At 73.2% G+C, this 25,663-nt stretch carries 18 protein-coding genes and 1 pseudogene; 8 read left to right on the forward strand and 11 right to left on the reverse strand.

All coding sequences use genetic code 11. From position 1 onward, the window contains the following. The 6 genes from HMPREF3159_RS06045 to HMPREF3159_RS06070 all read left to right on the forward strand — a co-directional run. On the forward strand, nt 1-285 hold a 285-nt coding region (locus HMPREF3159_RS06045; RefSeq protein WP_210388842.1), incomplete at its 5' end, for a hydroxyethylthiazole kinase. Next, entirely contained in the window at nt 282-944 is a 663-nt protein-coding gene (locus tag HMPREF3159_RS06050) for a thiamine phosphate synthase (RefSeq protein ID WP_070500130.1), read from the forward strand. The genes HMPREF3159_RS06045 and HMPREF3159_RS06050, both read left to right, overlap by 4 nt. A gap of 42 nt (nt 945-986) precedes the next feature. Further along, nucleotides 987-2,438: a dihydrolipoyl dehydrogenase family protein gene (locus tag HMPREF3159_RS06055; RefSeq protein ID WP_070500131.1), complete on the forward strand. Its 1,452-nt coding sequence runs from the start codon at nt 987-989 to the stop codon at nt 2,436-2,438. Nucleotides 2,439-2,541: 103 nt separating this feature from the next. Then, nucleotides 2,542-3,393: a hypothetical protein gene (locus HMPREF3159_RS06060; RefSeq protein WP_070500132.1), complete on the forward strand. Its 852-nt coding sequence runs from the start codon at nt 2,542-2,544 to the stop codon at nt 3,391-3,393. Nucleotides 3,394-3,405: 12 nt separating this feature from the next. Continuing rightward, nucleotides 3,406-3,825, forward strand: a complete 420-nt coding sequence (locus HMPREF3159_RS06065) for a PIN domain-containing protein (protein WP_256374512.1) — start codon at nt 3,406-3,408, stop codon at nt 3,823-3,825. Nucleotides 3,826-3,882: 57 nt separating this feature from the next. Next, a complete protein-coding gene (locus tag HMPREF3159_RS06070) occupies nt 3,883-4,656 on the forward strand; it encodes a hypothetical protein (RefSeq protein ID WP_246821499.1) in 774 nt (257 codons plus the stop codon). Nucleotides 4,657-4,702: 46 nt separating this feature from the next. Here HMPREF3159_RS06070 and HMPREF3159_RS06075 read toward each other — a convergent pair whose 3' ends face one another. The 7 genes and pseudogenes from HMPREF3159_RS06075 to HMPREF3159_RS06105 all read right to left on the reverse strand — a co-directional run bounded on the left by HMPREF3159_RS06075 (nt 4,703) and on the right by HMPREF3159_RS06105 (nt 15,851). Continuing rightward, nucleotides 4,703-6,379, reverse strand: coding sequence for a PhnE/PtxC family ABC transporter permease (locus HMPREF3159_RS06075; RefSeq protein WP_083305825.1), 1,677 nt, complete (start codon nt 6,377-6,379; stop codon nt 4,703-4,705). Beyond that, a complete protein-coding gene (locus HMPREF3159_RS06080; RefSeq protein WP_083305826.1) occupies nt 6,376-7,230 on the reverse strand; it encodes a phosphonate ABC transporter ATP-binding protein in 855 nt (284 codons plus the stop codon). The genes HMPREF3159_RS06075 and HMPREF3159_RS06080 overlap by 4 nt, the downstream gene beginning before the upstream one ends. Further along, entirely contained in the window at nt 7,230-8,129 is a 900-nt protein-coding gene (locus HMPREF3159_RS06085) for a putative selenate ABC transporter substrate-binding protein (RefSeq protein ID WP_070500135.1), read from the reverse strand. The genes HMPREF3159_RS06080 and HMPREF3159_RS06085 overlap by 1 nt, the downstream gene beginning before the upstream one ends. A 217-nt stretch (nt 8,130-8,346) precedes the next feature. Beyond that, nucleotides 8,347-8,598, reverse strand: a pseudogene (locus HMPREF3159_RS06090) (polyketide cyclase); the annotation flags it as partial. Nucleotides 8,599-8,776: 178 nt separating this feature from the next. Then, a complete protein-coding gene (locus HMPREF3159_RS06095) occupies nt 8,777-10,150 on the reverse strand; it encodes an APC family permease (RefSeq protein WP_070500136.1) in 1,374 nt (457 codons plus the stop codon). Further along, nucleotides 10,147-13,215, reverse strand: coding sequence for an ExeM/NucH family extracellular endonuclease (locus HMPREF3159_RS06100; RefSeq protein ID WP_083305827.1), 3,069 nt, complete (start codon nt 13,213-13,215; stop codon nt 10,147-10,149). The genes HMPREF3159_RS06095 and HMPREF3159_RS06100 overlap by 4 nt, the downstream gene beginning before the upstream one ends. A 110-nt stretch (nt 13,216-13,325) precedes the next feature. After that, nucleotides 13,326-15,851: a bifunctional metallophosphatase/5'-nucleotidase gene (locus tag HMPREF3159_RS06105; protein ID WP_070500137.1), complete on the reverse strand. Its 2,526-nt coding sequence runs from the start codon at nt 15,849-15,851 to the stop codon at nt 13,326-13,328. 530 nt (nt 15,852-16,381) lie between these two features. Between HMPREF3159_RS06105 and HMPREF3159_RS06110 the strand changes: the two genes are divergently transcribed. Continuing rightward, nucleotides 16,382-17,821, forward strand: coding sequence for an NAD(P)/FAD-dependent oxidoreductase (locus HMPREF3159_RS06110; RefSeq protein WP_070500138.1), 1,440 nt, complete (start codon nt 16,382-16,384; stop codon nt 17,819-17,821). Between the two features lie 16 nt (nt 17,822-17,837). On the opposite strand, the gene HMPREF3159_RS06115 is transcribed toward HMPREF3159_RS06110, so the two are convergent. Genes HMPREF3159_RS06115 through HMPREF3159_RS06125 form a run of 3 tightly spaced genes read right to left on the reverse strand, consistent with a single transcriptional unit; the run spans nt 17,838 to nt 22,800 of the window. Further along, nucleotides 17,838-20,426, reverse strand: a complete 2,589-nt coding sequence (locus HMPREF3159_RS06115; RefSeq protein ID WP_070500139.1) for a transglutaminase TgpA family protein — start codon at nt 20,424-20,426, stop codon at nt 17,838-17,840. Beyond that, nucleotides 20,423-21,772, reverse strand: a complete 1,350-nt coding sequence (locus tag HMPREF3159_RS06120) for a DUF58 domain-containing protein (RefSeq protein ID WP_070500140.1) — start codon at nt 21,770-21,772, stop codon at nt 20,423-20,425. Before HMPREF3159_RS06120 ends, HMPREF3159_RS06115 begins: the two co-directional genes overlap by 4 nt. Then, a complete protein-coding gene (locus HMPREF3159_RS06125; RefSeq protein ID WP_070500141.1) occupies nt 21,769-22,800 on the reverse strand; it encodes an AAA family ATPase in 1,032 nt (343 codons plus the stop codon). Before HMPREF3159_RS06125 ends, HMPREF3159_RS06120 begins: the two co-directional genes overlap by 4 nt. A gap of 14 nt (nt 22,801-22,814) precedes the next feature. On the opposite strand from HMPREF3159_RS06125, the gene HMPREF3159_RS17640 reads away from it, so the two are divergent. Next, nucleotides 22,815-24,212, forward strand: coding sequence for a hypothetical protein (locus HMPREF3159_RS17640; protein WP_141748100.1), 1,398 nt, complete (start codon nt 22,815-22,817; stop codon nt 24,210-24,212). A gap of 27 nt (nt 24,213-24,239) precedes the next feature. Here the strand turns inward: HMPREF3159_RS17640 and HMPREF3159_RS06135 are convergent, their stop codons facing one another. Beyond that, nucleotides 24,240-25,571 (reverse strand): MFS transporter, encoded by a 1,332-nt coding sequence (locus tag HMPREF3159_RS06135; protein ID WP_371441695.1) that lies wholly within the window; start codon nt 25,569-25,571, stop codon nt 24,240-24,242. Nucleotides 25,572-25,663: the final 92 nt, after the last annotated feature.

A 25,663-nucleotide genomic window follows, 5' to 3' on the forward strand; every position in this document is an offset into this window, starting at 1 on the left:
GCCGTCGCCGTCTCCGGCGCGGTGGACCTGGTGCTGGATGCGAGCCGCGAGGCCCGCCTCGCCCGCGGCTCCGCGCTGCTGCCGCGCGTGACCGGGACGGGCTGCCTGCTCGGGGCGCTGACCGCCGCCTGCACCGCCGTCTGGGAGGATCCCTTCGAGGCCGCGCTCGCCGCGACCACCTGGATGGCCCTGGCCGGGGAGCGCGCCGCGTCGCGCGCGACCGGGCCCGGCAGCTTCCGCACGCACCTGCTCGACGCCCTCGACGAGATCGGAGACCTCCCGTGAACGCCCGCCCCCTCGACCTGCGCTGCTATCTCGTCACCTCCGGTACGGGCCCGCGCACCGTCGAGGTCGCCGCCGAGGCCGCGGCGGCCGGGGCCGGGGTCGTGCAGGTGCGGGCGAAGGAGGCGAGCACGCGGGAGCTGCTCGAGCTCGTCCTCGCCGTCGCCGAGGCCGTCCGCACGGCGAACCCGAGCACACGGGTGCTGGTCGACGATCGGGCCGACGTCGCCGCGGCGGCCCGCGCCCGCGGAGCGCACGTGCACGGGGTCCACCTCGGCCAGGACGACCTGCCCGTCCCCGACGCCCGCGCCCTGCTCGGCCACGACGCGGTCATCGGACTGACCACCGGCACGCTCGACCTGGTCCGCGACTCCGCCGGAGTCGCCTTCGACCTCGACTATCTCGGCGCCGGCCCCTTCCGCCGCACCCCCACGAAGGACTCCGGGCGGGAGCCGCTGGGCGTGGACGGCTACCCGGCGCTGGTACGGGCGACGATGCTGCCGGTCGTCGCGATCGGGGACGTCACCCCGGCCGACGCCCCGGCGCTGTCCCGCACGGGCGTCGCCGGGCTGGCGCTGGTGCGCGCCGTGATGGAGGCGCCCGACCCCGCCGCGGCGGTGCGCGAGGTGCTCGACGGGATGGGCGGCCGGCCCCGCCCCTGACGAGGCCGTGACAACGCCCGCGCCCCGGCGTAGCGTCGGACCATGACTGCCGATGCTCCCTCCCCCGATGCTGCGACCTCCTTCGACGTGATCGTTCTCGGCGGCGGGGCGGTCGGCGAGAACGTCGCCCAGTACGCGACCGAGGGCACCGACCTCACTGCAGCGATCGTCGAGGGCGAGCTGCTGGGCGGCGAGTGCTCCTACTACGCCTGCATGCCCTCGAAGGCGCTGCTGCGCCCCCTCGCCGTCGCGGACGCCGCCGCGCACCTGCCCGGGATCACCACTCCCGAGGTCGACGCCGAAGCGCTGCTGGCCCGACGCGATACCTGGGTCTCCCACTACTCCGACGAGGGCCAGGTCTCCTGGGCCGAGGGGGCGGGGCTGCACGTGGTGCGCGGGCACGGCCGGCTCGTGGGCGAGCGCGAGGTCGAGGTCGTCGGGGCCGACGGGCGCGCCCCGCAGCGCCTCGTCGCCGAGCGCGCCGTCGTCCTGGCCACCGGATCCGTGCCCAGGATCCCCGCGCAGCTGCGGGACCTCGCGCCGTGGACCTCCCGCGATGCGACGGGCGTGGTGGAGGTGCCGGACGAGCTGGTGATCGTCGGCGGCGGCGTGGTCGCGGTCGAGGCCGCGACCTGGATGGCCGCGCTCGGCTCCCGGGTCACGATGCTGGCGCGCGGGGACGCGCTGCTGCGAGGACTGGAGCCCTTCGCCGGCCGCCACGTGCTCGAAGCGCTGCGCGGCCTCGGCGTCGACGTGCGACTCGGGGCCTCCGTGCTGTCCGGATCGCGCGAGGACGCCCGGGAGACGGGACTGGGACGAGTGCACGGCGGCCGGGTGCGGCTCGAGGCCGAGTCCGACGGCCGTAGCGACACCCTCGAGGCCGACGAGGTCCTCGTCGCGACCGGGCGCCGCCCGCGGCTGGACGACGTGGGCCTCGAGACCGTCGGCCTGTCCCCCGAGGACGTCACCGGCGGCGGGACGCTGCCGGACTGGCTGCACGCGGTGGGCGATGCGAGCGGGGAGGCGCCGCTGACGCACTGGGGGAAGTACCGCGCCCGCGTGATCGGGCAGCGGATCCTCGCCGCCGCGACCGGGGAGACGGCGGAGCCGGTGCCCGACCAGGTGCCGGTGCCGCAGGTCGTGTTCACGGATCCGCAGGTCGCGGCCGTCGGCCTCACCGAGGCGGAGGCCCGCGAGGCCGGACACCAGGTGGTGACCGCACAGGTGCCCTTCGGCGGGGCGGCCGGCTCCGCGCTGCTGCGCGACGACGTCGACGGCACCGCGCAGATCGTCGTCGACCTGGAGACCCGCACCCTCGTGGGCGCCACCTTCGTCGGCCCCGAGGCCTCCGAGCTGCTGCACGCCGCGACGATCGCGATCGTCGGCGCGGTGCCGGTGCACGTGCTGCGCCATGCGGTGCCGAGCTACCCGGCCGCCTCCGAGCTGTGGCTGCGACTGCTCGAGGAGCTGCCGCGGGAGCTGCGCGCCGGCTGATCCAGACCCGGTGTCGCGGTCTTTCCACATGGTGGCAGCACCGGTGTACTCCCCATGGTTTCCGGTGCACACTGATGTCTCATCGGAGGAGAGGGGCGAGTAGATGACCACGGACATCACACTTCGACTCCTGGGTGCCGCAACGGCCGACGGCGAGATCGCTTTCGAGGACATCTCCGCGATCGCCAAGGCTCTCCAAGAGCTCGCGCTGCGCGTCACTCGCACCTGCGTCCCGTCGCACACCTCCGGGCGCCCTACCGAGCTCGTCAGCGAACTGAGCCGACTCCATCTGCGAGGTATCAGCTCCGGCAGCACGGTGCTGCTCGCCGCTCGCGGCCGCCATGAAGTGCTCGACCTCCCTCATTCGCTCGACGATCTCGTCGACGAGCGACTGTCGGAAGTCGTCGCCGGGCTCGCGGCATCGCGGCGCCCCCAATGGGCGGACCGCGCCGTGGCATCCTCCGTGCTCGATTTCGCCAGGGCATTGCGGCATGCGGCTCCCCGGAGCGAGTTCACGGTCGGCCCTCGCGCACCGATCGCCCTGGACACTCGCGATCTCCGTGTCGAGGTGTGGACCCCTGACGCGGCCGTCGCCTTCGACCCGGTGTCCGTGTCGGGCAAGCTCGAAGCAGTGGACCTGCGACAGAACCGGTTCCGGATCGTCGACGACCTCACGCATCGATTCCGTCTGGAGGACGTGAAGGATGCAGAGACCGTCGCGCCGCTGGTGGGTTCCCGCGTCCTCGCGGAAGGTATCGGCGGTCTCGACGAGTCGGGCACGCTGAGGGTCCTCCATTCGGCGACAGTGACCGCCGCCCCGCTTCCTCCTGCCTGGCTCACACGCGGCGAACAGGATCTCGAGCGCGAGCTCGCGAAGCCCGGGCCGGCCCTTGACGGCGGTCCCGAGCTCGACGACGACGAATTCACTGCCCTGCTCGCCTACCTCGAGAGCTGACGGGTGCCGACAGTGCGGTCTGTCCCGGTCGTCCTCGACACTGATGTGTGGAGCCATCTCTTCGTACGGCACCGGGGGAAGAGCGAGCAGGAGAACCGTTGGCGTGAGCTCCTCCTCGGAAGGACAGTGTGCATATCCGCGCAGACTCGAGCCGAGCTCCTCGCCTGGCCGCTGATCCGTGACTGGGGCGTGAGTCGCCGTCGCTCACTCGAGCAGCAGCTGGACTCCACGGCGACGATCCTGTTCGACGACCTCGTCATCCGCTCCTTCGCGAACCTGACTGCACGCGCACAGGCCGAGGGGCACGCGATCGGGCAGAAGATCCACGTCGCTGATCGGTGGGTCGCCGCCTCTGCATCAGCGTACTCCCTTCCGCTCCTCGCGGTCGACGGGATATATCGCGACGTCCCGGGCCTTGAGCTGTTGTCCTGATCGGCCCGAGATACGTCGCCGAGTCGACCGTCGACGCCGCTCCTCCTTTCGGAGGAGATGACAGATCGCACTGGCGTCCGGTGCGCCGAGTCCGATGGGATGGAGGCCATCAACGTCCACGGCCCCGGGAGGACCATGTTCCAGCGATTGCGCCGACAGCGCCAGCTCGGCCGCGCGAAGCCCGGCGACGGCAGCGCGCTGAAGGACCTGCGCTGGTGGCAGACGCTCACCCGCACCCAGTTCGCCCTGGACCCCGACCACCGGGCGGGTCGCGAGGCGTCGTACATAGTGGACGTGCGCTATCTGGCCACCGAGCTCGAGGGCGGGAGGATCGCCGAGGGCGCGCGGCACGCGCCGATCTCCTTCTACCGCGACGGCCGACAGCTCCACATCGCGAACTCTCCGGTCGCCTTCGAGGTGCCGGGCGGGACGGTCGAGGTCGCGATCAGCGACTACGGCCTCTCCCGGATGCACCTCGTCCCCTCGGACGACGGCCCTGCCAGGAGCCTGCGCCCGCACCCCCGCTCGCTCGAGGGACTGCGCGCCCGCTTCGGCCGGCGCCACCCGGGGGCGAGCCGGGTGCTCGGGGCGCTCGCGATCGTGGTGCTGCTGATCGGGGTGGTGCTGATGCTTCCACAGGCCGCGGAGCTGATCACGAGCATCCCGCCGGTGGCTGAGCGGGTCGGCGCCTTCACCTCGCCGATCCAGCTGCCCGCCTGGTTCAACGTCACGATCACGGTCGCCGGTGTGCTGGCCGCGGTCGAGCGCGCGCTCACACTGCGCAACCACTGGCTGATCGACGCCGATACCACCTGGACCTCGTTCGTGTGACGGTTGGGGCCGGCATGCCCCGACCGCCCCGGCCGAGCGCTCGAGGTCAGCGCCAGGCGCGCCGGGCCGAGGCGCTGACCAGGTCGACCAGCAGCGAGAGCAGCAGCAGGGCCAGCACCGCGGTGAGCATCCCGGCGTGGTCGAAGGAGGCACGCTCGGATTCCAGCACCCGTCCGAGTCCTCCGGCGCCGACCACGCCCACCACCACCGTCTCGCGGATCGCGACCTCCCAGCGGTACAGGCCGTAGGCGGCGAACCGCCCGGTCACGGAGGGGAGCACCCCGTAGGAGAACGTCTGCACGGGTCCGGCACCCAGCAGCTGCAGGGACCTGACCGGCCGGTGGTCCATGGTCTCGAGGGTCTCGGTGAAGAGCCGGCCCAGCACGCCGGCGTTGTAGAGCCCGAGGGCGAGGGCGCCGGGCAGCGGCCCCGGGAGCACCACGAAGAGCAGCAGCAGCGCCCACACCGACGGGGACACCGCTCGGATCGCGAGCAGCACGATCCGACACAGCGCGGCGACCGCGCTCCGCAGCGGCCCGGCCGACGGCCCCGGAGCGCCGAGGAACGCGGCGACCACCCCGATCACTCCGCCGACGAGGATCGCGATCACCGACATCTGCAGGGTCGCCGCGGCGTCCCCGAGCAGATCAGCCCAGGTGGACGGCAGGGTGGGCGGAAGCGCGTCCGCGATCAGCCGTCCGGCCCGCCGCCAGGTCTCCGGCGAGAGCAGCCGTGCCAGGTCCAGGCGGAGGTACAGGACCGAGGCGACGCTCAGCAGGAGCGCCGCCGCGAAGGAGAGCCGCAGGCGGCGGCCGACGGCGACGCCGTCCCCTCGCGACGCAGTCCCGGCCTCCCCCGCCTCGTGCGCTGCGCCTGGACGCCGCAGGCTCGCACTCCAGCGGTCGCACGCCAGCCCCAGCACGATGAGCACCAGGATCAGGGTCCACATGCGTTCGTAGTCCAGGCCGGCGAAGGCGGTGCCGAGCTCGAAGCCGAGCCCTCCCACGCCGATCATCCCCAGGATCACCGCCGAGCGCAGCGCGCAGTCGAAGCGGTAGAAGGCATAGGCGAGCAGATCGCCCCAGATCCTGGGCAACGTTCCGTAGCAGAAGGCCTGCAGGCGACCCGCGCCGGCGGCGATGAGCGAGTCGTGAGGGCAGGGTTCCGTCTCGTCGATGATCTCGGCGAACACCTTCGCCGTGATCGCGCCGAAGGGGATCCCCAACGCCAGCACCCCCACCAGCGGGTCCCTCCCGAGCACCAGCAGCAGGGCGATCCCCCACACCGCCTCATGGATCCCGCGCGGCAGCCCGACGCCGATCCGGGTGAGGAGCCAGCCCGTGCGCCCCCGTCGAGCCCTGGTCACCGGGGCGTCGCGCCACCAGGCCTCGCTCATCAGCACCCCGCCGACCAAGCCGATCACGGTGGCGAGGACGGTGCCCAGCAGGGAGAAGGCGACCGTGACGGCGGCGGCGTCCAGGGTGCGCAGCAGGAAGGCGGGTGAGAGGTCCGGGTGCAGCGCCGCCTCGGCGAACGCTCGCAGCGAGGGCCAGCCCGCGGGGTTCAGGACCGGTGCGCGCCCGATGCCCATCCCCCACAGCGACCACAGCACGAGCACCCCGGCGGCGAGCGCCCACCAGCGTGCGGCGCGCGGGCGATCGCTGCGGAGCGGGCGGGGCGTCGCCGAGGCCGGGACTGGCGCGCCTGGGGAGCCCTCCCTCATGCTCCGAGCCGGTACAGCGCGTCGCGGTGCGCGGCGGTGACCTCGCCGGCGGGCAGGTCGAACACGACCTCCCCACGTCGCAGGCCCACGACGCGGTCGCAGGTCTCCTGAGCGGCCGCGAAGTCGTGGAGGCTTACCAGCAGGGTCCGTGAGTCACTGGCCACGACCTCGGTGAGCAGATCCATGACGACGCGGGCGCGTCCGGGGTCCAGGCTCGCGATCGGTTCGTCGGCCAGCACCAGCGCCGGGTCCTGCACCAGCACCCGCGCCAGGGCGACCCGCTGCTGCTCGCCGCCGGAGAGCCGATCGGTGCGGGCGCCGGCGAGGTCCTCGATGCCCAGGCGACGCATCGCCTCCAGGGCGGGGCCCGGGTCGACCGGCCGCACCAGGGAGGCGAGCGATCGGGCCGTCCCCCATCGTCCGAGGCGACCGGCGCTCACGTTCTGCAGCGCGGTGAGGGGGCCGACGAGGTCCAGCCTCTGGTGGACGGAGCCGATGCGGGAGCGCACCGCACGCAGCCCTCGTCGGGAGGCGGCGGCCAGGTCGACGCCGAGAACCTCCACGGTGCCGACCGCGAGCGGTCGCGCACCGCTGCACAGGCCGAGCAGGGTGCTCTTGCCGGCGCCGCTCGGTCCGACCAGCGCGACCCGCTCCCCCGGTGCGATATCGAGCGTGGCGCTCAGCGCGGGGTCGGCGCCGTAACGGACCTCGACGCCGCGCAGCGCGACGGCCGTCGGTGCGGCCGTCGGTGCGGCGGTCCCCGGCTGGGCGGTTCCCTTCCTGGCGGCTCCCGGCGCGGTGGTTCCCTGCCCGGTGTCGCGGTCCGGTCGCGGGACCCCGTCGGCCGACATCAGCCGATCAGCCCCAGCTCGCGTGCCACCTCTTCGATCTCGGTGTAGTTCGAGGCCTCGGAGGGGATGAGCCTCTCGCAGCCGTACTGCTCGAGGATCGCGGGGCCGGCGTCGGTCTCGTGGAGGGAGAGCATCGCGTCGGCGAGCCGCTGGCCGAAGCCGTCGCCGAAGCGCTCGTCGGCATCGCCTCGCAGCAGCCAGTGGTAGTCGTGATAGGTCGGGGACTCGAGCACTTTGACGACCTTCTCCTCGTCGACGGTGCCGTCCTCGACAGCGCTGTTCCAGACCTGGCTGTTCAGGGCTCCGCCCTGATAGGAGCCGGAGGTGACGAGCTCGAGGGTGATGTCGTGGGAGCCGGAGAAGCCCGCCTCCCCCTCGAAGTCCTCCTCGGAGACCCCCGCCTGGGAGAGGAAGTAGGAGGGCATCAGTCGGCCGGAGGTGGAGGTCTCCGAGCCGAAGGTGAATCGGGTTCCCGCGAAGGCGGTCAGCCCTTTCACGTCGTCGACCGGCGCGAAGCCGGCCTCGGCGTTGGCGATGAAGATGCTGGTGAACACCTCGTCGATGTCGCGCTGGGCGATCACGATCGCGTCCTCGGCCTGCAGCCGGGCCTGCACCCCGGTGAGCCCGCCGTAGAAGACGAGATCGAGATCCCCGGCGGCGAACAGGGAGACGGAGGCCGCGTAGTCGGGCACGGGCACGTACTCCACGTCGAGCCCGAGGACGTCGGCGAGGTGCGCGGCGAGCGACTCCTCCCGTTCGGTGAGGACGTCGGGGTCCTGGTCGGGGATCGCACTGATCCGCAGCGTCCCGCCGCCGCTCCCAGCATCACCCGAGCACCCCGCGACGAGTCCGAGCGGGAGCACGGCGAGCGCGCTGACGACGGCGCGCCGTCCGATCATGGCGATTACCTCCTGGGTCGCAGAATCGCCGCAGGCGTGCGGCGGCTTCCGGTCCATCCTAGGAGGCCCCCACCGGCTGTGCTGGTCGGTCCATGCAGGTCAGCAACGGGTCCGACGGACCGCTCGGGCCCGGACTCGCGCGTCCGCCCGTGCGTCCTACCGCCCGAGTCGGCCGTTCGTGGTCATCGCCCGGGCGGTCTGAGCAGGGCTGCGGGGATCAGGCCTCGGTGCCGGTGTAGAAGCCGTAGGTCGCGTCGGCCCGCTGCTGGGCGACGGCAGGGTCCTCGCCGGAGGCCGCGTGCGCGACGGCCCAGCCGTCGGCCGCACCGCGGTAGAAGGAGCGGCCCTCGTCGGTGCCGGCCCAGGCCTCCGCCTCGGCCGGGGAGAGCGAGCCCTCCACGCCGCCGAGGTGGAGGGACAGGCCCAGCAGGCCGCCGTCCCAGCCCACCCCGGTCGCGCCGGGGCCAGCCACTCCTTCGCCTCGCGCGGGCCGCGGGGCCCTTATGCGACAAGGGAGTCGACGGCGCCGGGTGGCGGGACCGGCCGGCGCAGGGAAGCACGTTCGGCGGCGCCGAGCGGGAGGGCCAGCAGGACAGCGAGTCAGCAGGGCAGCGGGGGCAGCAGGGCCGGGGCACCGGCGGCGCTGGTCACCGTCGCGCCGCGAGCACGAGGGCGCGGTAGGCGAGGCCGACGGCGACGAGCACCAGGCCCGCCACGATCGTGCGACCGGGCAGCGCGGCGACGAGCAGCACGCAGCCGGCGAGGCCGAGCCACTGCATCGCCTTCGGGAAGAGTCGCCACTGCCCGGTCTGGGTGAGCGCGGCGAGGTTCGCGACCGCGTAGTAGAGCAGTACGCCGAAGGACGAGGCGGCGATCGCGACCAGCACGTCGGAGGCGAGCAGCACCAGCAGCACCACCGCGATGCCGGCCGCGGCCTCCGCCCGCTGCGGGACCGAGAAGCGGGGGCTGACGTGCGCGAGCACGGGCGGCAGGTCCCGCTCCCGGGCCATGGCGAGCACGGTGCGGGAGATGCCCGCGACCAGCGCGAGCAGCGCACCGGAGGCCGCAGCGACCGCGCCGATGGTCACGACCACGGCCCAGACCCCGCCCGCGCCGACCGCGTCCAGCGCCGCACGGAAGGGCGCCGGGCCCCAGCCCTGCTCACCGGGCGCCGGTCCCACCAGCACGAGGATCACCGACAGCACCAGGTAGAGCGCGCCGACCGCGGCGAGCGCGAGCAGGATCGCGCGGGGGATGGTGCGGCGCGGCGCGACGACCTCCTCGCCGAGGGTCGCCACCCGGGCGTAGCCGGCGAAGGCGAAGAACATCAGCGCCGCGGCCTGTGCGAGGGCGAGGACGATGCCGAGCGCGCCGCCCTCCCCCGCGCCGGCGACGGCCGCGAGACCGCCGTCCCACAGCCCGGCGGCCTGCCCGGCGAGGGGACCGGGCACCTCCCACAGCCCGGCACCGGCCCCGTCGCCCGCGCCTCCCATCGGCCCGCCCGCCACGACCCCGGCCAGCAGCCGCACCCCGGTCAGCACGAGCGCGGCGAGCGCGACCGTGACCAGCACCCGGGCGAGCGCCGCGGTGCGGGTGATGCCGACGAGGTTCACGGCCGTCAGCGCCACGACCAGGAGCGCCGCGACAGGCCGCTGGAACGGCTCGGGCACGAGATACGCCGCGACGACCAGCGCCATCGCGGCGCAGGAGGCGGTCTTGCCGATCACGAAGCACCAGCCGGCGAGGAACCCCCACCACGGTCCGAGCCGCTCCCGGCCGTAGTGGAAGGTGCCGCCCGCGGCGGGGTGCTGCGCGGCGAGCTGCGCGGTCGAGGTCGCATTGCACAGCGCGACCACGGCGGCGACCAGCACCGCCGCCGGGGCGAGCGATCCGGCGAGGTCCTGGGCGGCGCCGAGGGAGACGAAGGCACCGGCCCCGATCATCGAGGCGAGGCCGATCACCACCGCGTCGCGCAGTCCGAGGCGGCGGGAGAGGGCGGCGGGAGAGGCGCCCGGACTCACAGCCGGTCGAAGCGGTACAGCCAGGCGGCGGTCTCGGCGCGGTCGACGCGGGCGTTCGGGCGGAGCTCGTCCCCGTCCACGATGCCCTCGTCGAGGCCCTCGGCCTGCAGCCACGCGATGGCGTCGGCCTGCCCGTCACCGCTGGGCGACTCCACCGCGGGCGAGCCGGCCGCGGCGTACAGCGCCTCGGCGACCATGCCCCGGCTCAGCGCCGCGCTCGGGCGGAACGCGCCGCCCTTGTTGACGGTGAGCACGCCCTCGGACTCGGCCCACAGCATCGCCTCGTAGTGCGGGTGATCGGCCTTCACGTCCTTGAACGGCGAGCTCGCGGGGACCTCCACCTCGGGACGGCCCGCCATCTCGTACAGGGCCGCGGCGAGGGTGACGCGGTCCGCGGCGCGGGTGGGGCGGAAGGTGCCGTCCTCCCCACCGGGGACGATGCCGCTGCCGGCCGCCCACCTGATCTCGTCGTAGTACGGGTGGTCGGAGCGCACGTCGGTGAAGTCCGGGAGGGTCGGCGCCTCCTCGTACCCGGCGTCCAGGCCCACGATCATCGGGTCGTGGTCGGAGGAGGCGAAGGGGCCCTCCTCGTAGAGGTTCACCGCGTTGTTGTTGTACCGGCCGTACTGGGCCATCACCGACTCGGGGCCGTTGATCTGCCAGTCGGTGGCGCCTGTGACGCGCTCGGCGGCCGACGGGGAGGCGATGACGTGGTCGAGCGAGCCGACCATGCCGCCGAAGCTGTAGGACCAGCCCTCCGGGTCGTGGGTCTCGCCGAGGTTGACGAAGCCCTGCTCGTAGAACGTCTGCAGCGGCTCCTCCTGGGTGTAGGAGTTGAAGTCGCCGCCGTGCAGGACGTCCTCGACGCCGAGCTCGGATGCGGTCTGCTCGCCCCAGGTCAGCAGCGCCTCGGCCTGCTGGAGGCGGGAGGTGCGGGCGTTGCCCTGGACCGGGTCGGCCGGGAGGCCGGAGTCCTCGGCGTCGGCCGAGCCCTTGGACTTGAAGTGGTTGATGGTGAAGAAGAACGGCTCGCCCTCGACCTGCTGGGCACCGTCGCCGTCGATCGGCACGAACACCTGGCCGAGCGGCTCGCGGGCGTTGTCGAAGGCGGGGTCGTCGGCGAGGATCTGCATCTGCCCCTCGGGGCGCACCTCGGCGGGCTTGAAGATGATCGCGTTGGTGATCACGTCCTGGCCGCCGTCCAGACCCTGCGCGGCGTAGGCCTCACCGGTGGGGACGTAGGCCCAGGTGCCCTCGCCGTCCTTCTCGTTCAGCGCGGCGACGAGGGTGGCGGTGGCCTCGTCGGCCTCCTCCCCGAGGCGGGCCGAGTTCTCGATCTCGGTCAGGCCCACCACGTCGGCGCCGGTGCCGGAGATCGCGTCGACGATCTTGGACTGCTGGCGCTCGAGGTCGTCGGCGCCCCACGCGCCGCGCAGGTCGCAGCCTCCGCGCACGGTGGTGCCGTTCCCGTCGATATCGGTGTAGGGCTCGCAGCCGGGGGTGTCCTCGCCGAGGGTGGTGAAGTAGTTCAGCACGTTGAAGGTGCTGACCTGCAGGTCACCGCCGACGGGGTCGGGCGTGTCCTGGCGGGTGTTCTCGAAGTCGACGCCGTCGGTCGAGGCCGACTCCCACGGAGTGGTGGTGTTCAGGCGCCACTGGTCGAAGGAGTAGGCGACCACGACGGGCTCGGTGAAGGAGGGGGTGGCCCCGACCCGGACGGGCTCCTCGGTGGTCAGCCAGCTCATCGGCTGGGCGGGGTTGTTCTGGAAGTTCGTGGTGCGGCCGTCGTCCAGCAGCACCTTGAGCGCATCGCGGCTCTCGTAGTAGGCGGTGGCCTCCGCGCCGGGGCGCATGATGTCACCGGCCTGCTGCAGCGGCTGGTCGCCGATCGCGAGGGCCACCTCGCCGAAGCGGTTGGTGCTGTACACGTCGGTGACGGTGAACTCCTCCGCGCCGGGCAGGTAGAGCATGTGCTCGATGCTCTCGCGCTGCGCCTCCTCGGTGGGGAAGCCGCCGACGAGGGTCGCGGGCTCCACGGGCTCGAGCGCCTGATCGAGCTGCTCGAGGCCCTCGGCGCCGACGGAGATCTGGGTGGAGTCGTAGTACTCGGAGACCCCGCCCGACACGCGCACCGAGTCCCCGATCGCGACCTGGGAGGCGGTCTCCGGGGAGTGCACGAACACGGCGGTGGAGCCGGTGTGCGTGGAGAAGTCCAGCGCACCGCCGGTGCCGCCGGTCTGGATGACGTAGCCGTTCAGGCCGCCGGTCGCGTAGACCGCGGTGACGACGCCCTCGGTGACCACGTTCTTCCCGACCATCGGGCTCTGCGCGCCGGTGCCCTGGATCTCGGCGATGCTCGCCTCGACCGTCTCGCCGGGCTCGCCCGGCTCCTCGGGATCGGTGCCGTCGCCGCCGGAGTTGGTGGGCGTCGGCTCGCCGGCGACGAAGTCGGTGGAGTTCTCGCCGGTCGCGGCGACGCGCGCGACGGAGGTCGCGTTCGTGGTGCGCGGGGCGGGGGCGGTGCCGGAGAAGGTGGTCGCGCCGCCCCAGCCGACGAGGTCGACGACCGCGGGGTCGTCGGCGCAGGCGCTGCCCGTGCAGACCAGGCGGCCCTCGGCGTCGGAGAGGGCGAAGACGCCCTGGGTGCCGGAGACGGCGGTGGTGCCGGTGAGGTCCGGCTCGGGCAGCGCCTCGCTGCCGCCGGCGCCCTTCGCGAGCTGGATCAGGAAGGTGCCGCCGGCGGGGACGGTGCCCTCGAGGGCGAGGACGCCCGACGAGTTGAAGGTGCCGGTCGCGGAGGCGTATTGGAGGGACCAGCCGGCGAGGTCGATCGACTCGTCGGAGGTGTTCACGAGCTCGACGAAGTCGTGGGTGTAGGTCGAGCCGGAGTTGCCGCCGCCGCCGTAGATCTCGTTGATCTGCAGGTCGCCGGGAGCGACGACGGCGGCGTCGGCGGCGGGGGTGAGGCCGGGCAGCGCGGAGGCTCCGAGGGCGAGAGCGGCGACGGCCACCCCGACCTGCGTGAAGCGGATGCGGAGGGCGTCGCCCGTGGTGCGCGGTGACATGCGGTTCTCCTTGGTGGGATTCGCGGGGAGAGGGCGGTGAGACGAGGGGCGGACAGGAGAGGAGGGCCGGATCTTCGAGGAGGCCCGGCCCCTCCGTGGTCAGGAGCTCATCAGCGTCGGCCGACGCGATGTCGAAGAGCGATCGCGCCCGCTCCTGTGAGGGTCAGCGCGCCGGCGATCGCGGCGAGGACGCCCGCGTTCGTGCCGGTGCGGGCGAGGTCGGAGCGGCCGTCAGCGGTGGTGGGGGCGTCGCCGACGGGGTCGCCCGTGGTGGAGCTGCCGGAGGAGCCGCCGGTGCTGGTGGAGCCGCCGGTGCTGGTGCCCTGGCTGTCTTCCGAGTCCTGGTCGTCAGAACCCTGGTCGTCCGCGCCCTGGTCGTCAGAGCCCTGGTCTTCGCGCGCGCCCGGGTCGTCATCCGAGCCCTGGTCGTCGTCCTCGTCGTCACCGGGCGGCGGGGTGGTGGTGTCGTCCCCGTCGTCGCCGTCGCCCGGGGGCGGGGTGGTCGAGCCGTCGTCGTCGCATCCCTCGGTGGCGCCGCCGGTGATCTCGGTGTAGGTGTCGAAGACGATCTCGGTGCCGGTCTCGGGGACGGCGGTGATGGTCAGCGGGACGACGGTGCCCTCGGGGGTGTCCGCCGGGACCTCGCAGTACCAGTCGGTGAGCGTGACCTCTGCGGCGAGGCCGCCCTCGGCCGCCATGGTGTCGGGCTCGTCGGCCTCGGCCGCGGGCTCCGAGGCGGCGGCCGGGCCGTAGGGCGCCTCGAAGGTGCCGTACTCCCCCGCGTCGACGGTCACCGAGGTGATCTCGGGGGCGCCGAGGCTCTGGGACTCGAGTCCGGAGAGGCGCAGCGTCGGGGAGCGCTCGTCATCGCCCTCGAGGAACTGCACGTCGATCTGGCGCTGCGAGTAGTCGGGCTCCAGCTCGGGGTTCGCCTCGAGATAGGAGATGAACGCGTCGCGGTCAAGCACGCCGGTGTCGCGCACGTCCTGCGCCTCGGAGAGCGCCCACATGTTGTCGCCGCCCTCGAAGAGGAAGCTCGCGGTGACGATCGTGTATGTGGCGTCTAGGTCGATCGGCTCGCCGTTCACGCGCACGTCGAAGACCCGCTCGTCCTGCGGGGCGCTGCTGTCGAATGCGTACTCGACGTTCTCGGAGACGGAGAAGGCGAGGAAGGTCTCGTCGCCGCCCTCGACCTCGCCGCCGTCGGCCGTGCGCTGCCACTGCTCCTCAAGCATCTGGAGGAACTGCTCACCGCTGACCTCGCCGGAGTTCAGGGTGTTGCCGAAGGGCACCATGCCGTTCGCCTCGGCGTAGGTGACCACGCCGTCGCCCTCGCCCGCGGCCGACTGGGCGTCCCACAGCTCGGCCCGGATGCCGCCGGGGTTCATGAAGCCGATGACCTCGTTCCCCCCGGCGAGGCCCTCGTCCTCGAGGTACCACTTCATGGAGTCGGCGAGCATGTTGCCGGCCGCGGAGTGGCGGTAGCGGTTGTCGCCCTTGGTGGTGGCCTGGTTGCCGATGGGCTCGTTCGCGGTGCGCACACCGTCGACATAGGAGGCCTTGGGATCACCCCAGGAGGTGGTGATGTCACCGGTGATCGAGCCGACGGGCTCGGCGCCGACGACGGCGGCCTCCTCGATCGCGGCGTCTGCGATCGAGGTGACCTCGGTGGTGACGTCGGTGGAGGTGCCGCACTCCTCGCCGGTGGGGCGCAGCGCCGGCTGGACGGCGACGTCCCAGTCGGTGTCCTCGCCCTCGCCGCGCTGAAGGGTGACGGTGCCGAGGTTCGCGGCACTCGAGCCGGTCTGGAGGATCGGGCGGGTCTCGCCGTCCTGGTCGGGGACCGGGGCCTGGTAGGCGTACGTGCGGTGCGAGTCGCCGTTGAAGATCGCGTCGACCTCGGGGTCCGTCTCGGAGACGATCTTCTCGAAGATCGCGCCGCCGTTCACCGGGGCCGTGCCGGGCGCCGCGTCGGTGGTCGCGCCCTCGTGGTAGAGCGCGACCGCCGCGTCGTACTCGACGCCCCCGGCCTCGAGCTCGTCCATCACGTCGTTGACCGCGTCGACGGGATCGCCGAACTCGAGCCCCTCGATCGCGGCGGGGCTGACCTTGCCGACGGTCTTCGTGGTGACCGCGCCGATCACGGCGACCTTCACACCGTCGCGCTCGACGATCGTGTACGCGTCGTGCACCCGCTCGCCGTCGGCGTCGTACACGTTCGCGGCGAGGTCGGGGAACTCGGTGCGCGGCTCGATGCGATCGAACAGATCGTCCTGACCCTGGTCGTACTCGTGGTTGCCGATCGCGGAGGCGTCGACGCCCAGTGCGTTGAGCACGTCGATCGTCGGCTCATCGTTCTGCACCGCGGACTCGAAGGCGGAGCCGCCCACGTTGTCGCCGGCGGAGAAGAGGAACGAGGTCTCGCTCTCGGCGCGCACCGTCTCCACCTGGCAGGCCAGGGCCGAGGCGCCGCCGAGGGCGCCGTGGAAGTCGTTGAAGCCCATCAGGGTGATCTGCTGGCCGGGCTCGGCGGCGACCGCGCCCAGCGGCACGAGGGCGCCGGAGGCGGCGAGGGCGACGGCGCCGAGGCCGACGGTCGCGCCGCGGACGGCGCGGCGGGCGGGGTGGACACGCATGGAGGAGGCTCCCGGGGACGAGGCGGAGTCGAGGAGAGCGCACGGGTGCGCCATGTCATCTCACCCCATCGGGAGGCGTCAGAACCTCTTTTCCCCGATCCGGTATCGAGCCGTCACCGAGAGTTCATCTGCCTCACCCCTCTGTGCTGGCTTCTTGACCTGGACCATTGCCGTGCTTGACGAAACTCTTGCCGATCGGGAGTCCCGCCGCGCACCCGTCGCCGACGGCGTCCCGCACGGAGACCCCTGTCACCGCGAGCGCCGCGGAGGATGTGAATCATGACGACCCGTCCCGTCGTCCGCTGTGCCGACGGCCGACGGAGTGGGTAGCATCGGTGAGGACTCTGGACGGACCGGGTCGCCCGCATCGCGGCATCGGCCCGACGATCTCGGACCGGCCGACGGACATCCCGCCTCCGCCCGAAGCCCGCTCACTCCGCCGCTCTCCCTCTCGATCAGACGCGGTGCACGACCCGGCCGGCCACCGCCGCGCCCCGTCGGCCGACGCGTCGCCCCTAGGAGTCCTCCCCATGTCGCTGCCCTTCCTCACCCGCCGTCCCACGGTCCCCGCGAAGGACGGCGCGAGCTGGCCCCACGTGGTCATCGTGGGCGGTGGCTTCGCCGGCGCCAACGCCGTGCTGGGCCTACGCGACGCCCGCGTGCGCGTCACCCTCATCGACCGCAACGTCTACAAGACCTTCCAGCCGCTGCTGTACCAGGTGGCGACCGCGGGCCTGAACCCGGGCGACGTCACCATGTTCCTGCGCGGCCTCTCGCTGAAGGTCCCCAACATGCGCTACCGGCAGGGTGAGGTGGTCGGCGTCGACCCCGAGCGGAAGGTCGTCACGCTCAACGAGGGCCAGCGCGGCGATCAGGAGCTCTCCTACGACTACCTGGTGCTCGCCAACGGCGCGACCACCACCTACTTCGGCACCCCCGGCGCCGAGGAGCACGCGATGCCGATGTACACGCGCGCGCAGTCCCTCGCGATCCGCGACCGGATCTTCTCCGAGCTCGAGCGCTCCAGCCGCGAGGCCGGCGTCACCCACGACAAGCTCCACGTCTGCATCGTCGGCGGCGGGCCGACGGGCGTGGAGATCGCCGGCGCCCTGGCGGACTTCCGCATGCAGGAGCTGGACATCCTCTATCCCGAGATGGATCCGGGGACCCTGCAGCTCACGGTGCTGCAGCGCGGCGACGAGCTGCTCAAGGAGTTCAGCGACAAGTACCGCCAGTACGCCGCCGACGAGCTGCGCGACCGCGGGGTCGTGCTGCGCCTCGGCCACGGCGTGAGGGAGGTCGGCTACGACCACGTGATCCTCGACGACGGCTCGATCCTCGAGTCCGACATCACCATTTGGGCCGCCGGCGTCGCGATCCCCGAGGCGGTCTCCCGGTGGGGCCTGCCGCAGGACAGGCGCGGCCGCATCGCCGTGGACGACCACCTGCAGGTCAAGGGCATGCCGGGGGTGTACGCCGCCGGCGACGTCGCCGCTCAGGACGAGGCCCTCCCCCAGCTCGCGCAGCCCGCGATCCAGACCGGTGCGGCGGTCGCGAAGTCCATCGCCGCCGACGTGAAGGGCAAGCAGCGCCCGACCTTCACCTACACGAATCTCGGCACCATGGCCACGATCGGCCGCCATGCCGCGATCGCGGAGATCCCCTTCGTGGGCGGGCTCTCCGGATCGCTCGGCTGGGCGGCCTGGCTCGGCGTGCACATCACCAAGATGCTCGGCCACCGCAACCAGCGCGCGGTCGCGATGAACCTCGTCTCGCTGTACGGCGGCACCCGCGGCACCCACCAGCCGAACCCCGTGGTGGGCGAGGTCGACTCGCTGCGCGCGGCACGTCTGTTCGAGGAGCAGGCGCCCCACCGCCGCTTCGGCCTGAACGCCGGGGCGCGGGAGAACCGAGCGGCGGCCGAGGACGCTCCCGGCGCGGCCGACGTCGCCGCCCCTTCCCAGGACTGATCCCGCCCCGCGCGGCTCAGCGCGCGGTGCGGATGAGCCCGATGATCCGGTCGGCGTCGTAGCGCAGGGGGTGCTGAAGGCGCTCCTCCCCGGGGGCGGTCTCGGCGTCGCCCCTGGCCGCCGTGCCTGCCGGCGTGGCCCCCGCGCCGTCGTGCCCGGTCGTCCTCGCGACTGCGGGCAGCGGTGCGGCGTAGGCGGCGGCGGTGCGGGCATCGGCGAGGCGCGCGGCGGCGGCCCGGTCCTCGGCGGTGACCTCCCCCGGGCCCTCCGCGATCTGGTCCAGGAGGTCCTGGACGGCGCGGTGCGGGGGCAGCGCCGGGTCCATCGCAAGGCGCATCGGCGGCCAGCCCCAAGCGCCGGTGAGGCCCAGCCAGCGGATCGCCGTCGCCCGCACCTCGAGCTCGTGGGTCAGCTCCGACCAGGCCAGCTCGCCGGCGGCGCGGCGCAGCCGCTCGGCCTCGAGCGCGGCGACGGAGCCGTCGCTCGCCGCACCGGACGGGCCGCCCCTGCTCTCCGCAGTGGGCTCTCCGCTCCCGCCGTCTCCTGCGCCGCGCTCCCCCGCTCCGCCGCCGAGCGTCGCCCAGCGCTCCTCGCGCGAGCGGATCCGTCGGCGCCGGATCACCAGCACCACGGCGGCCGCGGCGGCGGCCAGGAGCGCGCCGAGGCCGAGCACGCTCACGGTGCCCCACTCGATGCGCTGGACCGTCTGGGGTGAGGGGCCCTGCTCGGCGGTCTCGTCCTCCTCGGTGCTCGCGCTGCTCTGCTCCTCGGTGGTGCCCTCCTCGCTGCTCGCGCTCTCCTCGTCGGCGGTCGGGGTGTCGGGGGTCGTCTCGGGGGTCTCGGCGTCCTCCTCGCTCGCGGAGAGGTCGGTGACCTCGGGGGTGCGCACGCCGTTGTTGGCCGCGGCGGGGGTGGGCTCGAACTGGACCCAGCCGTGCTCGGGGCCGAACCACACCTCGGGCCAGGCATGGGCGTTGCGGGCGCTGACGGTGCGCTCCTCCCCGTCGGCGTCCCCGGCGGTGAAGCCGATGACGACGCGTGTGGGATAGCCCTGCGCGGTCATCATCAGCGCGAAGGTCGAGGCGAACTGCTCGCAGTAGCCGATGCGGTCCTCGAGGAAGGACTCCAGCGGGTCCTCCCCCGGCGGGGTGTTCACGGTGAGGGAGTAGGCGAAGGCGGTGCGGAAGTAGTCCTGGAAGGCGACGGCCGCGTCGAAGCCGTTCTCCGCCCCGGCGTCCTGGACCAGCTGCTCGGCGAGGTCGGCCGCTACCTGCGGCACCTCGGCGCGGTCGGTGTAGCCGGCGTCGAAGGGGGCGCTCGCCGCGGCGGGCGTGACCGCGCGCAGCTGCTCGGGGGTGGAGGAGCGCGGCTCGGAGAGCACCGTGTACTGCTGCCCGGCCAGGCCCCCGGGGACGGAGTCGAGCTCCGCCTCGCCGTCGGCCGGCCGCAGGGTGAGCGCACGCTCCAGCGCCGGGGTCGGGGAGCTGACCTCGCGCACGTTCTCCGGCATCGGCAGCCGGTCCCCACCCAGGCTCATCACCTGGACGTCGATCTCTTGGAGATCGCCCGTGCCGCCGCTGACCGCCCTGCCGTCGTCGCGGGCGTCGGAGAAGGAGGGGGCGAGGTCCGGCTCCTCCTCGTCGCCGGCGTGGAAGGTCTCCCCGTCGAAGCGGTTCAGGGTGCGCATGCGCAGGTAGGAGGGGTCCTCGGCGGTGGTGATGTAGCGCAGCACCTCGGTGTCGGACTGCTCGAGGAGGGAGCGGCGCACTGAGACGTCGTCGTCGATCATGACGGGGCCGAGCTGCGGGGTGTCGGGGTCCTTCCAGCGGTTCAGCACGTCGACGTTCAGCGCGATCCGCGGCGGGACCAGCTGGGGCAGGGCCGCGCCGAGCACGGGGGCGCCGGCGGCGACGAGCGCGACGCACAGCACCGCGGCGCCGAGCGTGCGACCCGGAGTGGGGACGGGCCCGGCCTGCGGGCGGCGGTCCCCCTCGAGATAGCGGGGGTCCCCGTGGACGGTGCGGACGGCGAGGACGGCGGCACCGGCGGCGACCGGCGCGGCCACCTGCCACCACACCCCGCCCGAGGGCTGCTGCAGCGCGGGCACGAGCACGGTGCCCATCAGCAGCAGAGCGGTGGGGGTGTGCCAGCCGAGGTCGAGGTACAGCAGGTCCAGCAGCAGGGCGAGCAGCGCGACGAGCACGACGATGATCACGGTCCCGGGCGCGCCGAGCACCAGCGGCGGCAGGCCGGAGGCGAGCTCCCGCACGCCGAGCCGCAGCACCTCGGGCTGGGCGGCGAGGACCGCGACCGGTCCGTCGGACCACGGGGCGAGCCCCTGCGCCGTCTCGACGACGAGCATCAGCACGAGGATCAGGCCCAGCTGGAGCAGCGGCACCAGCACGGTCCGGGAGAGCAGGTGGCGCAGCACGATCCCGCCGAGGATCACGGGGGCGGCGCCGGTCAGGGTCAGCACCAGCCAGGACGAGCCGGCCAGCAGCTGGGAGGTGGGCGCGGCGGCGAGCAGCAGCGCGGCCAGGAGCAGCAGGGCGCGGCCGGTGAGGTGGGGGCCCTCGAGGGTGGGGCGGCCCATCAGCGGGCTCATCGCGGCTCCTCCACGGCGGTGGTGAGCAGGTCGTCGAGGGTGTCGGCCGAGGAGCCGCGCACGAGGGCCCAGGTGCCCAGGCGCGAGCGGCGCGGCGACCGCCGGCCACGCGCGGCGGCGAGCTGCTCGGCGTGCTGCTCGTGGGCGTGGCCGAAGTCGTCGCCGTCGGCGGGGCCGATGCGGCGGGCACGACGGGGCGTCTCGGACTCCTCCTCGGGCAGCGCCGCGTCCAGCGCGATCGCGGTGCGGCGGGTGGCGCGGCCGGCGAAGCGGTCCAGCTCGAGGCCGGCGAAGGGCTCGCCCAGGTCGGGGCCGAGCGCGATCGCGAGCTCGGCATGTCCGGCGGCGTGGTCGCGGCCCACGCCGTGCTGCTCGTCGTCGTCGAAGTCGACCTCGGCGAGCGCGAGGAGGGAGGCGCGGCGCTCGAGCGCGTCGGCCTCGCCGCCCAGCAGGGACGGGCCGGGGATGCCGCGTCGGCGCTGGGTGCGCGTGATCTCGTCGCCCGAGGCGTCCACGATCCGCACCTCCCAGCCGTTCCGGCCCAGGGAGTCCAGCACGGTCGCGGCGTGGGAGACGAGCGCCTCCTCGACCTGCCCCTCGAGCCCGTCCCTCCGGGTGGTGTCCAGCACGACCACGGCGCTGCGGCCCGCGGTCGGCTCGTCCTCCCGGGTCATCAGCGTGCCGGTGCGGGCGCTGGCCCGCCAGTGGATGCGGCGGATGTCGTCGCCGGTGGCATACGGGCGGGCGATGGGGCCGATCTCCCCCACGCCCGCGACGGGCGCGGCGCCGGCCACGGCGCTGTCGGCGATGCCGGTGGAGCGCTCCGCCGCGGTCGACATCTCGGCGACGATGGGCAGGCCGGTGATCCGCAACCCGTCCTCGACGGTGCGGCGGAGGTGGAACAGCCCGAACACGTCGCGCACCAGGATCGAGTACGGACCGAGCGCATGGCCGCCGCGCCGGCTCACGTGCAGCACGTGCGGCATGCGCCTCGCCAGCGGCAGGTCGCCCTGGCCGCCGAGCTCCTCCGGGAGGTGCTCGCGCACCACCCCGCGGCCGAGCGGCACGACGGTGATCCACGGGCGGTCCTGCATCTCGAGCATGACGCGGGCGGAGCCGCCGACGGGCACCGCGTCGTCCACGACCCGGCGCCGCGGGGAGATCCCACGGCCGGCGACGAGGATCCCGATCGCTCCGACGGCGAGGACCAGCACGAGGCCGGCGGCGAGCTGCCGGGCGGGCTCGATGCGGGTGAGGTCGCCCAGCAGCCACAGCGCCGCGCAGGCCACGAGCACCACGACGCCCCGCCCGGTGGGGCGGAGGATCGTGCGTGCGCGGCCCCTCACGTCTGCGGGGTGCTGCGCAGGACCTGGTCCACGAGCTCCCCGGCGCTCGCGCCGCGGGAGAGCGCCTGCGGGGTCAGGTGGAGCCGGTGGCGCCAGACGGGGAAGATGACGTCGGCGATGTCCTGGGGGGTGACGAAGGTGCGAGCGGCGAGCGCGGCGTTCGCCTTCGCCGCGCGCACCAGGTGCACGGCCGCGCGGGGCGAGGCGCCGAGGGTGACCTGGGGGTGGGAGCGGGTCGCCTCCGCCAGGCGCACCACGTACTGCAGGATCACGGGCGAGGCGTAGACGCTGCGCACCGCCCGCACCTGGGCGGCGATCCGCTCGGGGCTGGTGCGTCGGCGGACCGCGTCGACCACCTCCCGGTCCCCCTCGGCCACGGGCCCCGCCTGCGCCTCGAGCATCCGCGCCTCGGCGGAGGCGACGGGATAGCCCATCGAGGTCTGGGCGAGGAAGCGGTCGCGCTGCGCCTCGGGGAGGCGGTAGGTGCCCTCCATCTCGACGGGGTTGGCGGTCGCGACGACCATGAACGGCTCGGCGAGCGCGTAGGTGGTGCCGTCGACGCTGACCTGCCGCTCCTCCATCGCCTCGAGCAGCGCGGACTGGGTCTTCGGGGAGGCGCGGTTGATCTCGTCGGCCAGCAGGATCTGCGTGAACACGGCGCCGGGACGGAACTCGAACTCGCCGCTGGCCTGGTTGAACACGCTCGCACCGGTCACGTCTCCGGGCAGCAGGTCGGGGGTGAACTGGATGCGGTGGCGGTCCGCGCCGAGCGCGGCGGAGAGGGACTTGGCGAGCATCGTCTTGCCGACGCCGGGGATGTCCTCGATCAGCAGGTGCCCACCGGCCAGGAGCACCAGCACCGCGATCTGGGCCACTTCCTCCTTGCCCTCGACGATGGTCGCGATCTCTCTCACCACCGCGGAGGCGTCCTCGGCGATCTGGTGGGCCCGCTGCTCCGACAGGACCTCGAGCGCCTCGCTCCCCTGCAGGTCAGGGGCGTTTCCGGCACCGGATTCTTCCAGGATCATCACAGGCTCCTCCGATGCGCACCCCAGCGGTGTTCATGAAAAGTTTGCCGGGGGATGAATTCATCGAGGTCCCCCGGGGCGCCGACGCCTCCTACAGTATGGCTGACCTCCACTGTCTCCGAAGGGTTCCGATGTCTGTCCGCCGTACCGTCGCCCAGTCCTCTGCCGGGCTGCTGCTGCTCGCGGCGTTCGCTGCCGGGCCGACTGCTGTGTATGCCGCGCCGGGCGGTCCGTCCGATGGCGGGGGTGACCAGCCGCCGCAGAGCGAGTGCGACTTGGACGCCAACGGCGACTACGTTCCGGTCCTTTCTGTCTCCGCGGCAACAGCAGCCCCCGGCGACAAGGTCACGCTGGCCGTGAAGTGTCTTCCCGGGCGGGGGCCGCTCGAGGCGTCGGTCGTCCTTCCGGATGGCTCCAGCGATCATGAACTGGAGGGTGGCGGCGACGCGGCACCGGGCGGTGAGCAGACGTGGACCTATACGGTTCCAGAAGACGCCGAGAACGGAGACATCTGCAGCTTCGTGCTCTCGATGCGAGACGAGTGGAATGACAACCGAACTTTCACCGTCGTGGTCGAGGACAACGGTGATAGCGGCGAAGACAATGGCTCCGGCGGGGACGAAGGCGGCGGAGATAACGGCTCCGGCGAGAACGGCGGCTCCGACGACAGCGAATCAGGGCCCGGCGAAGGCGGCGACGGAGACGACGACTCCGCGGAGTCCGGCGAGAACGGCGACGGCTCGGAAGACACTGGCCAGGAGCAGGGCGGCGACGACCAGAACTCGGACAACGACGAGGTAGTCGACGGCGGCGCCGACACCGAGGACTCCGGCTCCGACGACGATCAGAAGCAGGACACCGAGGACAAGGGCAGGTCCGACGGCACCGAAGACTCCGAGGAGGAGCAGCAGGGCGGGGACCCCACCGCGTCCGGCTCCTCCACCAAGCCCCTCCCCGGCAACGAGGAGGGCGGCGAGACCTCGGCGTCGGCCGCGAACGGCAACGCCGCGAGCAGGGGCAACGTGTCCGCCCAGCCGCCGGCCGCCCCCGGCTCGGCGACCAACGACTTCCCGGCCGCCCAGCAGGAGGCGACCGCTGACCAGAAGCAGTCGGCCGCGCTCGCGGTGCTGATGACCAAGCTGTTCGCAGGCGGCGTGTCCTCGGGCTCGGTCGGCACGACTCCCGACCAGGCCCGCACGGTGATCGACCCGTCGGCCGACGCGTCCGAGATCGAGGTGCCCGCAGGCTCCGACACCGGCGGCTCGAGCGACGACGGCTCGGGCTCCGAGTCCTCTGACAGCGATGCACTCGCCGCGACCGGATCGAACATGCTCGTCCCCGCCGGGATCGCGGCCGCCGCGATCCTCCTCGGCGCCGGGCTGAAGATCCACCAGGTCCGTCGCGGACGCTGAGGCGCAGACGGACGGCCGCCGCCGAGGTCAGGCGGGGGCGCCGCGGCGGGCCTGCAGCGCGATCAGCGCGCCGATCAGCAGCGCGCCGACCACGAGCGCGAGCCCGCCCACGGCGACCGCGCCGCTGACGCCGAGCAGCGCGCCGAGCCAGCCGATCGTGATCCCGTTGCCGGTACGCATGCCGCTGCCGATCATCGAGTAGACCCCGACGACGCGGCCGCGCTGGTCCTCCGGGGCGCGCAGCTGCACGAGCGCCTGCCCGATCGCGGTCGCGGCGAGGTTCGCGACACCGCCGATCACCAGCGCGATCAGCGCGATCGGATAGCTGGTCGTAGTCGCGACGATCAGCGAGGTCAGCCCGAACATCACCGCCGCGATCACCGCGCCGCGCACGTCGACCTTCAGGATCCCGGTGGCCTCGAGCAGGAAGCCGCCCATCACTCCCCCGATCCCGTTGGCGAACAGCAGCGCGCCGTAGCCGAGGCCGCCCTCGTCCCCGGCGCCGAGCACCTGGGCGAAGTTCGGCATCGCGACCTGCAGCGACGCGCCGACGCACACCGCGATCAGACCGGCGAGCGCGATCATCCCCACCAGCACCTTGTCGCTGCCGACCGTGCGCAGCACCCGCGGAGTGTCCAGGATCGAGACCCGCTCGCGGCGCACGAAGCCGCTGCGGGAGTGGCCGGTGAACGGGGTGCGCAGCATCAGAAGCGTCATCGGCAGGTAGAAGACGATGTTGGCGAGGATCCCCCACGTCGGCCCCAGGAGCAGCAGCAGGAGCGAGCCGACGACGGGGCCCGCGAGCACGCCGAGGGACTTGAACGTCGCGTTCAGCCGCACGGCGCTAGGCAGCTCGGCGGGCTCGGCGAAGTCGTGCAGCATCAGCTGCTCGGCCGGGCCCCACAGCGCCCCGGCGCAGCCGTGCAGCACCAGCAGCACGCAGGCGCTCCACATCTCCAGCGTCCCCGTCAGGAACAGCAGACCCCAGCTCAGGGACACGACAGCGAACAGGCCCTGGGCGATCTGGATGATGCGTCGGCAGTCGTACTTCTCCGCGAGCCCGCCGAACAGCACCGAGAACAGCAGGAACGGCAGCCAGTGGCTGATCACCTGGAAGCCCACCAGCCACGGCGAGGCGAACACCTCCCACAGCACCCAGTAGGTGATCACGTGCTCGATGTTGTCGCCCATCATCGACAGACCGGCGGTCATCAGATACGGGCGCGAGTGGCGGTCTCGCAGCGGGCCGAAGCGGCGCAGGGTCGGCGTGGCCGTGGGGATCGACCTTCTTCGTGGATCTCGTGGGGCGGGGCAGGCTTGTCGTGCGTAGCCCGTCTGCGCCGGAGAGGCACTGGTCAGAGGGCCGGGGTCGCGCTCAGCCTATGGTCGGGCGCCGACAGCGGACCAGGGCGGCCCGGCAGAAGAGACTTCGCAGACAGGGCCGCGTCACT

Origin of the sequence: Brachybacterium sp. HMSC06H03 (assembly GCF_001807385.1) — a bacterium.
Taxonomy (GTDB): domain Bacteria; phylum Actinomycetota; class Actinomycetes; order Actinomycetales; family Dermabacteraceae; genus Brachybacterium; species Brachybacterium conglomeratum.

What these genes read in the sequence shown, in the direction of transcription:
- HMPREF3159_RS06110 (WP_070500138.1), top strand. Translation starts at nt 16,382, where the DNA reads ATGTCGCTGCCCTTCCTCACCCGCCGTCCCACGGTCCCCGCGAAGGAC.
- HMPREF3159_RS06055 (WP_070500131.1), top strand. Translation starts at nt 987, where the DNA reads ATGACTGCCGATGCTCCCTCCCCCGATGCTGCGACCTCCTTCGACGTG.
- HMPREF3159_RS06100 (WP_083305827.1), bottom strand. Translation starts at nt 13,215, where the DNA reads ATGTCACCGCGCACCACGGGCGACGCCCTCCGCATCCGCTTCACGCAG.
- HMPREF3159_RS06105 (WP_070500137.1), bottom strand. Translation starts at nt 15,851, where the DNA reads ATGCGTGTCCACCCCGCCCGCCGCGCCGTCCGCGGCGCGACCGTCGGC.
- HMPREF3159_RS06085 (WP_070500135.1), bottom strand. Translation starts at nt 8,129, where the DNA reads ATGATCGGACGGCGCGCCGTCGTCAGCGCGCTCGCCGTGCTCCCGCTC.
- HMPREF3159_RS06125 (WP_070500141.1), bottom strand. Translation starts at nt 22,800, where the DNA reads ATGATCCTGGAAGAATCCGGTGCCGGAAACGCCCCTGACCTGCAGGGG.
- HMPREF3159_RS06070 (WP_246821499.1), top strand. Translation starts at nt 3,883, where the DNA reads ATGACAGATCGCACTGGCGTCCGGTGCGCCGAGTCCGATGGGATGGAG.
- HMPREF3159_RS17640 (WP_141748100.1), top strand. Translation starts at nt 22,815, where the DNA reads ATGCGCACCCCAGCGGTGTTCATGAAAAGTTTGCCGGGGGATGAATTC.
- HMPREF3159_RS06075 (WP_083305825.1), bottom strand. Translation starts at nt 6,379, where the DNA reads ATGAGGGAGGGCTCCCCAGGCGCGCCAGTCCCGGCCTCGGCGACGCCC.
- HMPREF3159_RS06115 (WP_070500139.1), bottom strand. Translation starts at nt 20,426, where the DNA reads ATGAGCCCGCTGATGGGCCGCCCCACCCTCGAGGGCCCCCACCTCACC.
- HMPREF3159_RS06080 (WP_083305826.1), bottom strand. Translation starts at nt 7,230, where the DNA reads ATGTCGGCCGACGGGGTCCCGCGACCGGACCGCGACACCGGGCAGGGA.
- HMPREF3159_RS06060 (WP_070500132.1), top strand. Translation starts at nt 2,542, where the DNA reads ATGACCACGGACATCACACTTCGACTCCTGGGTGCCGCAACGGCCGAC.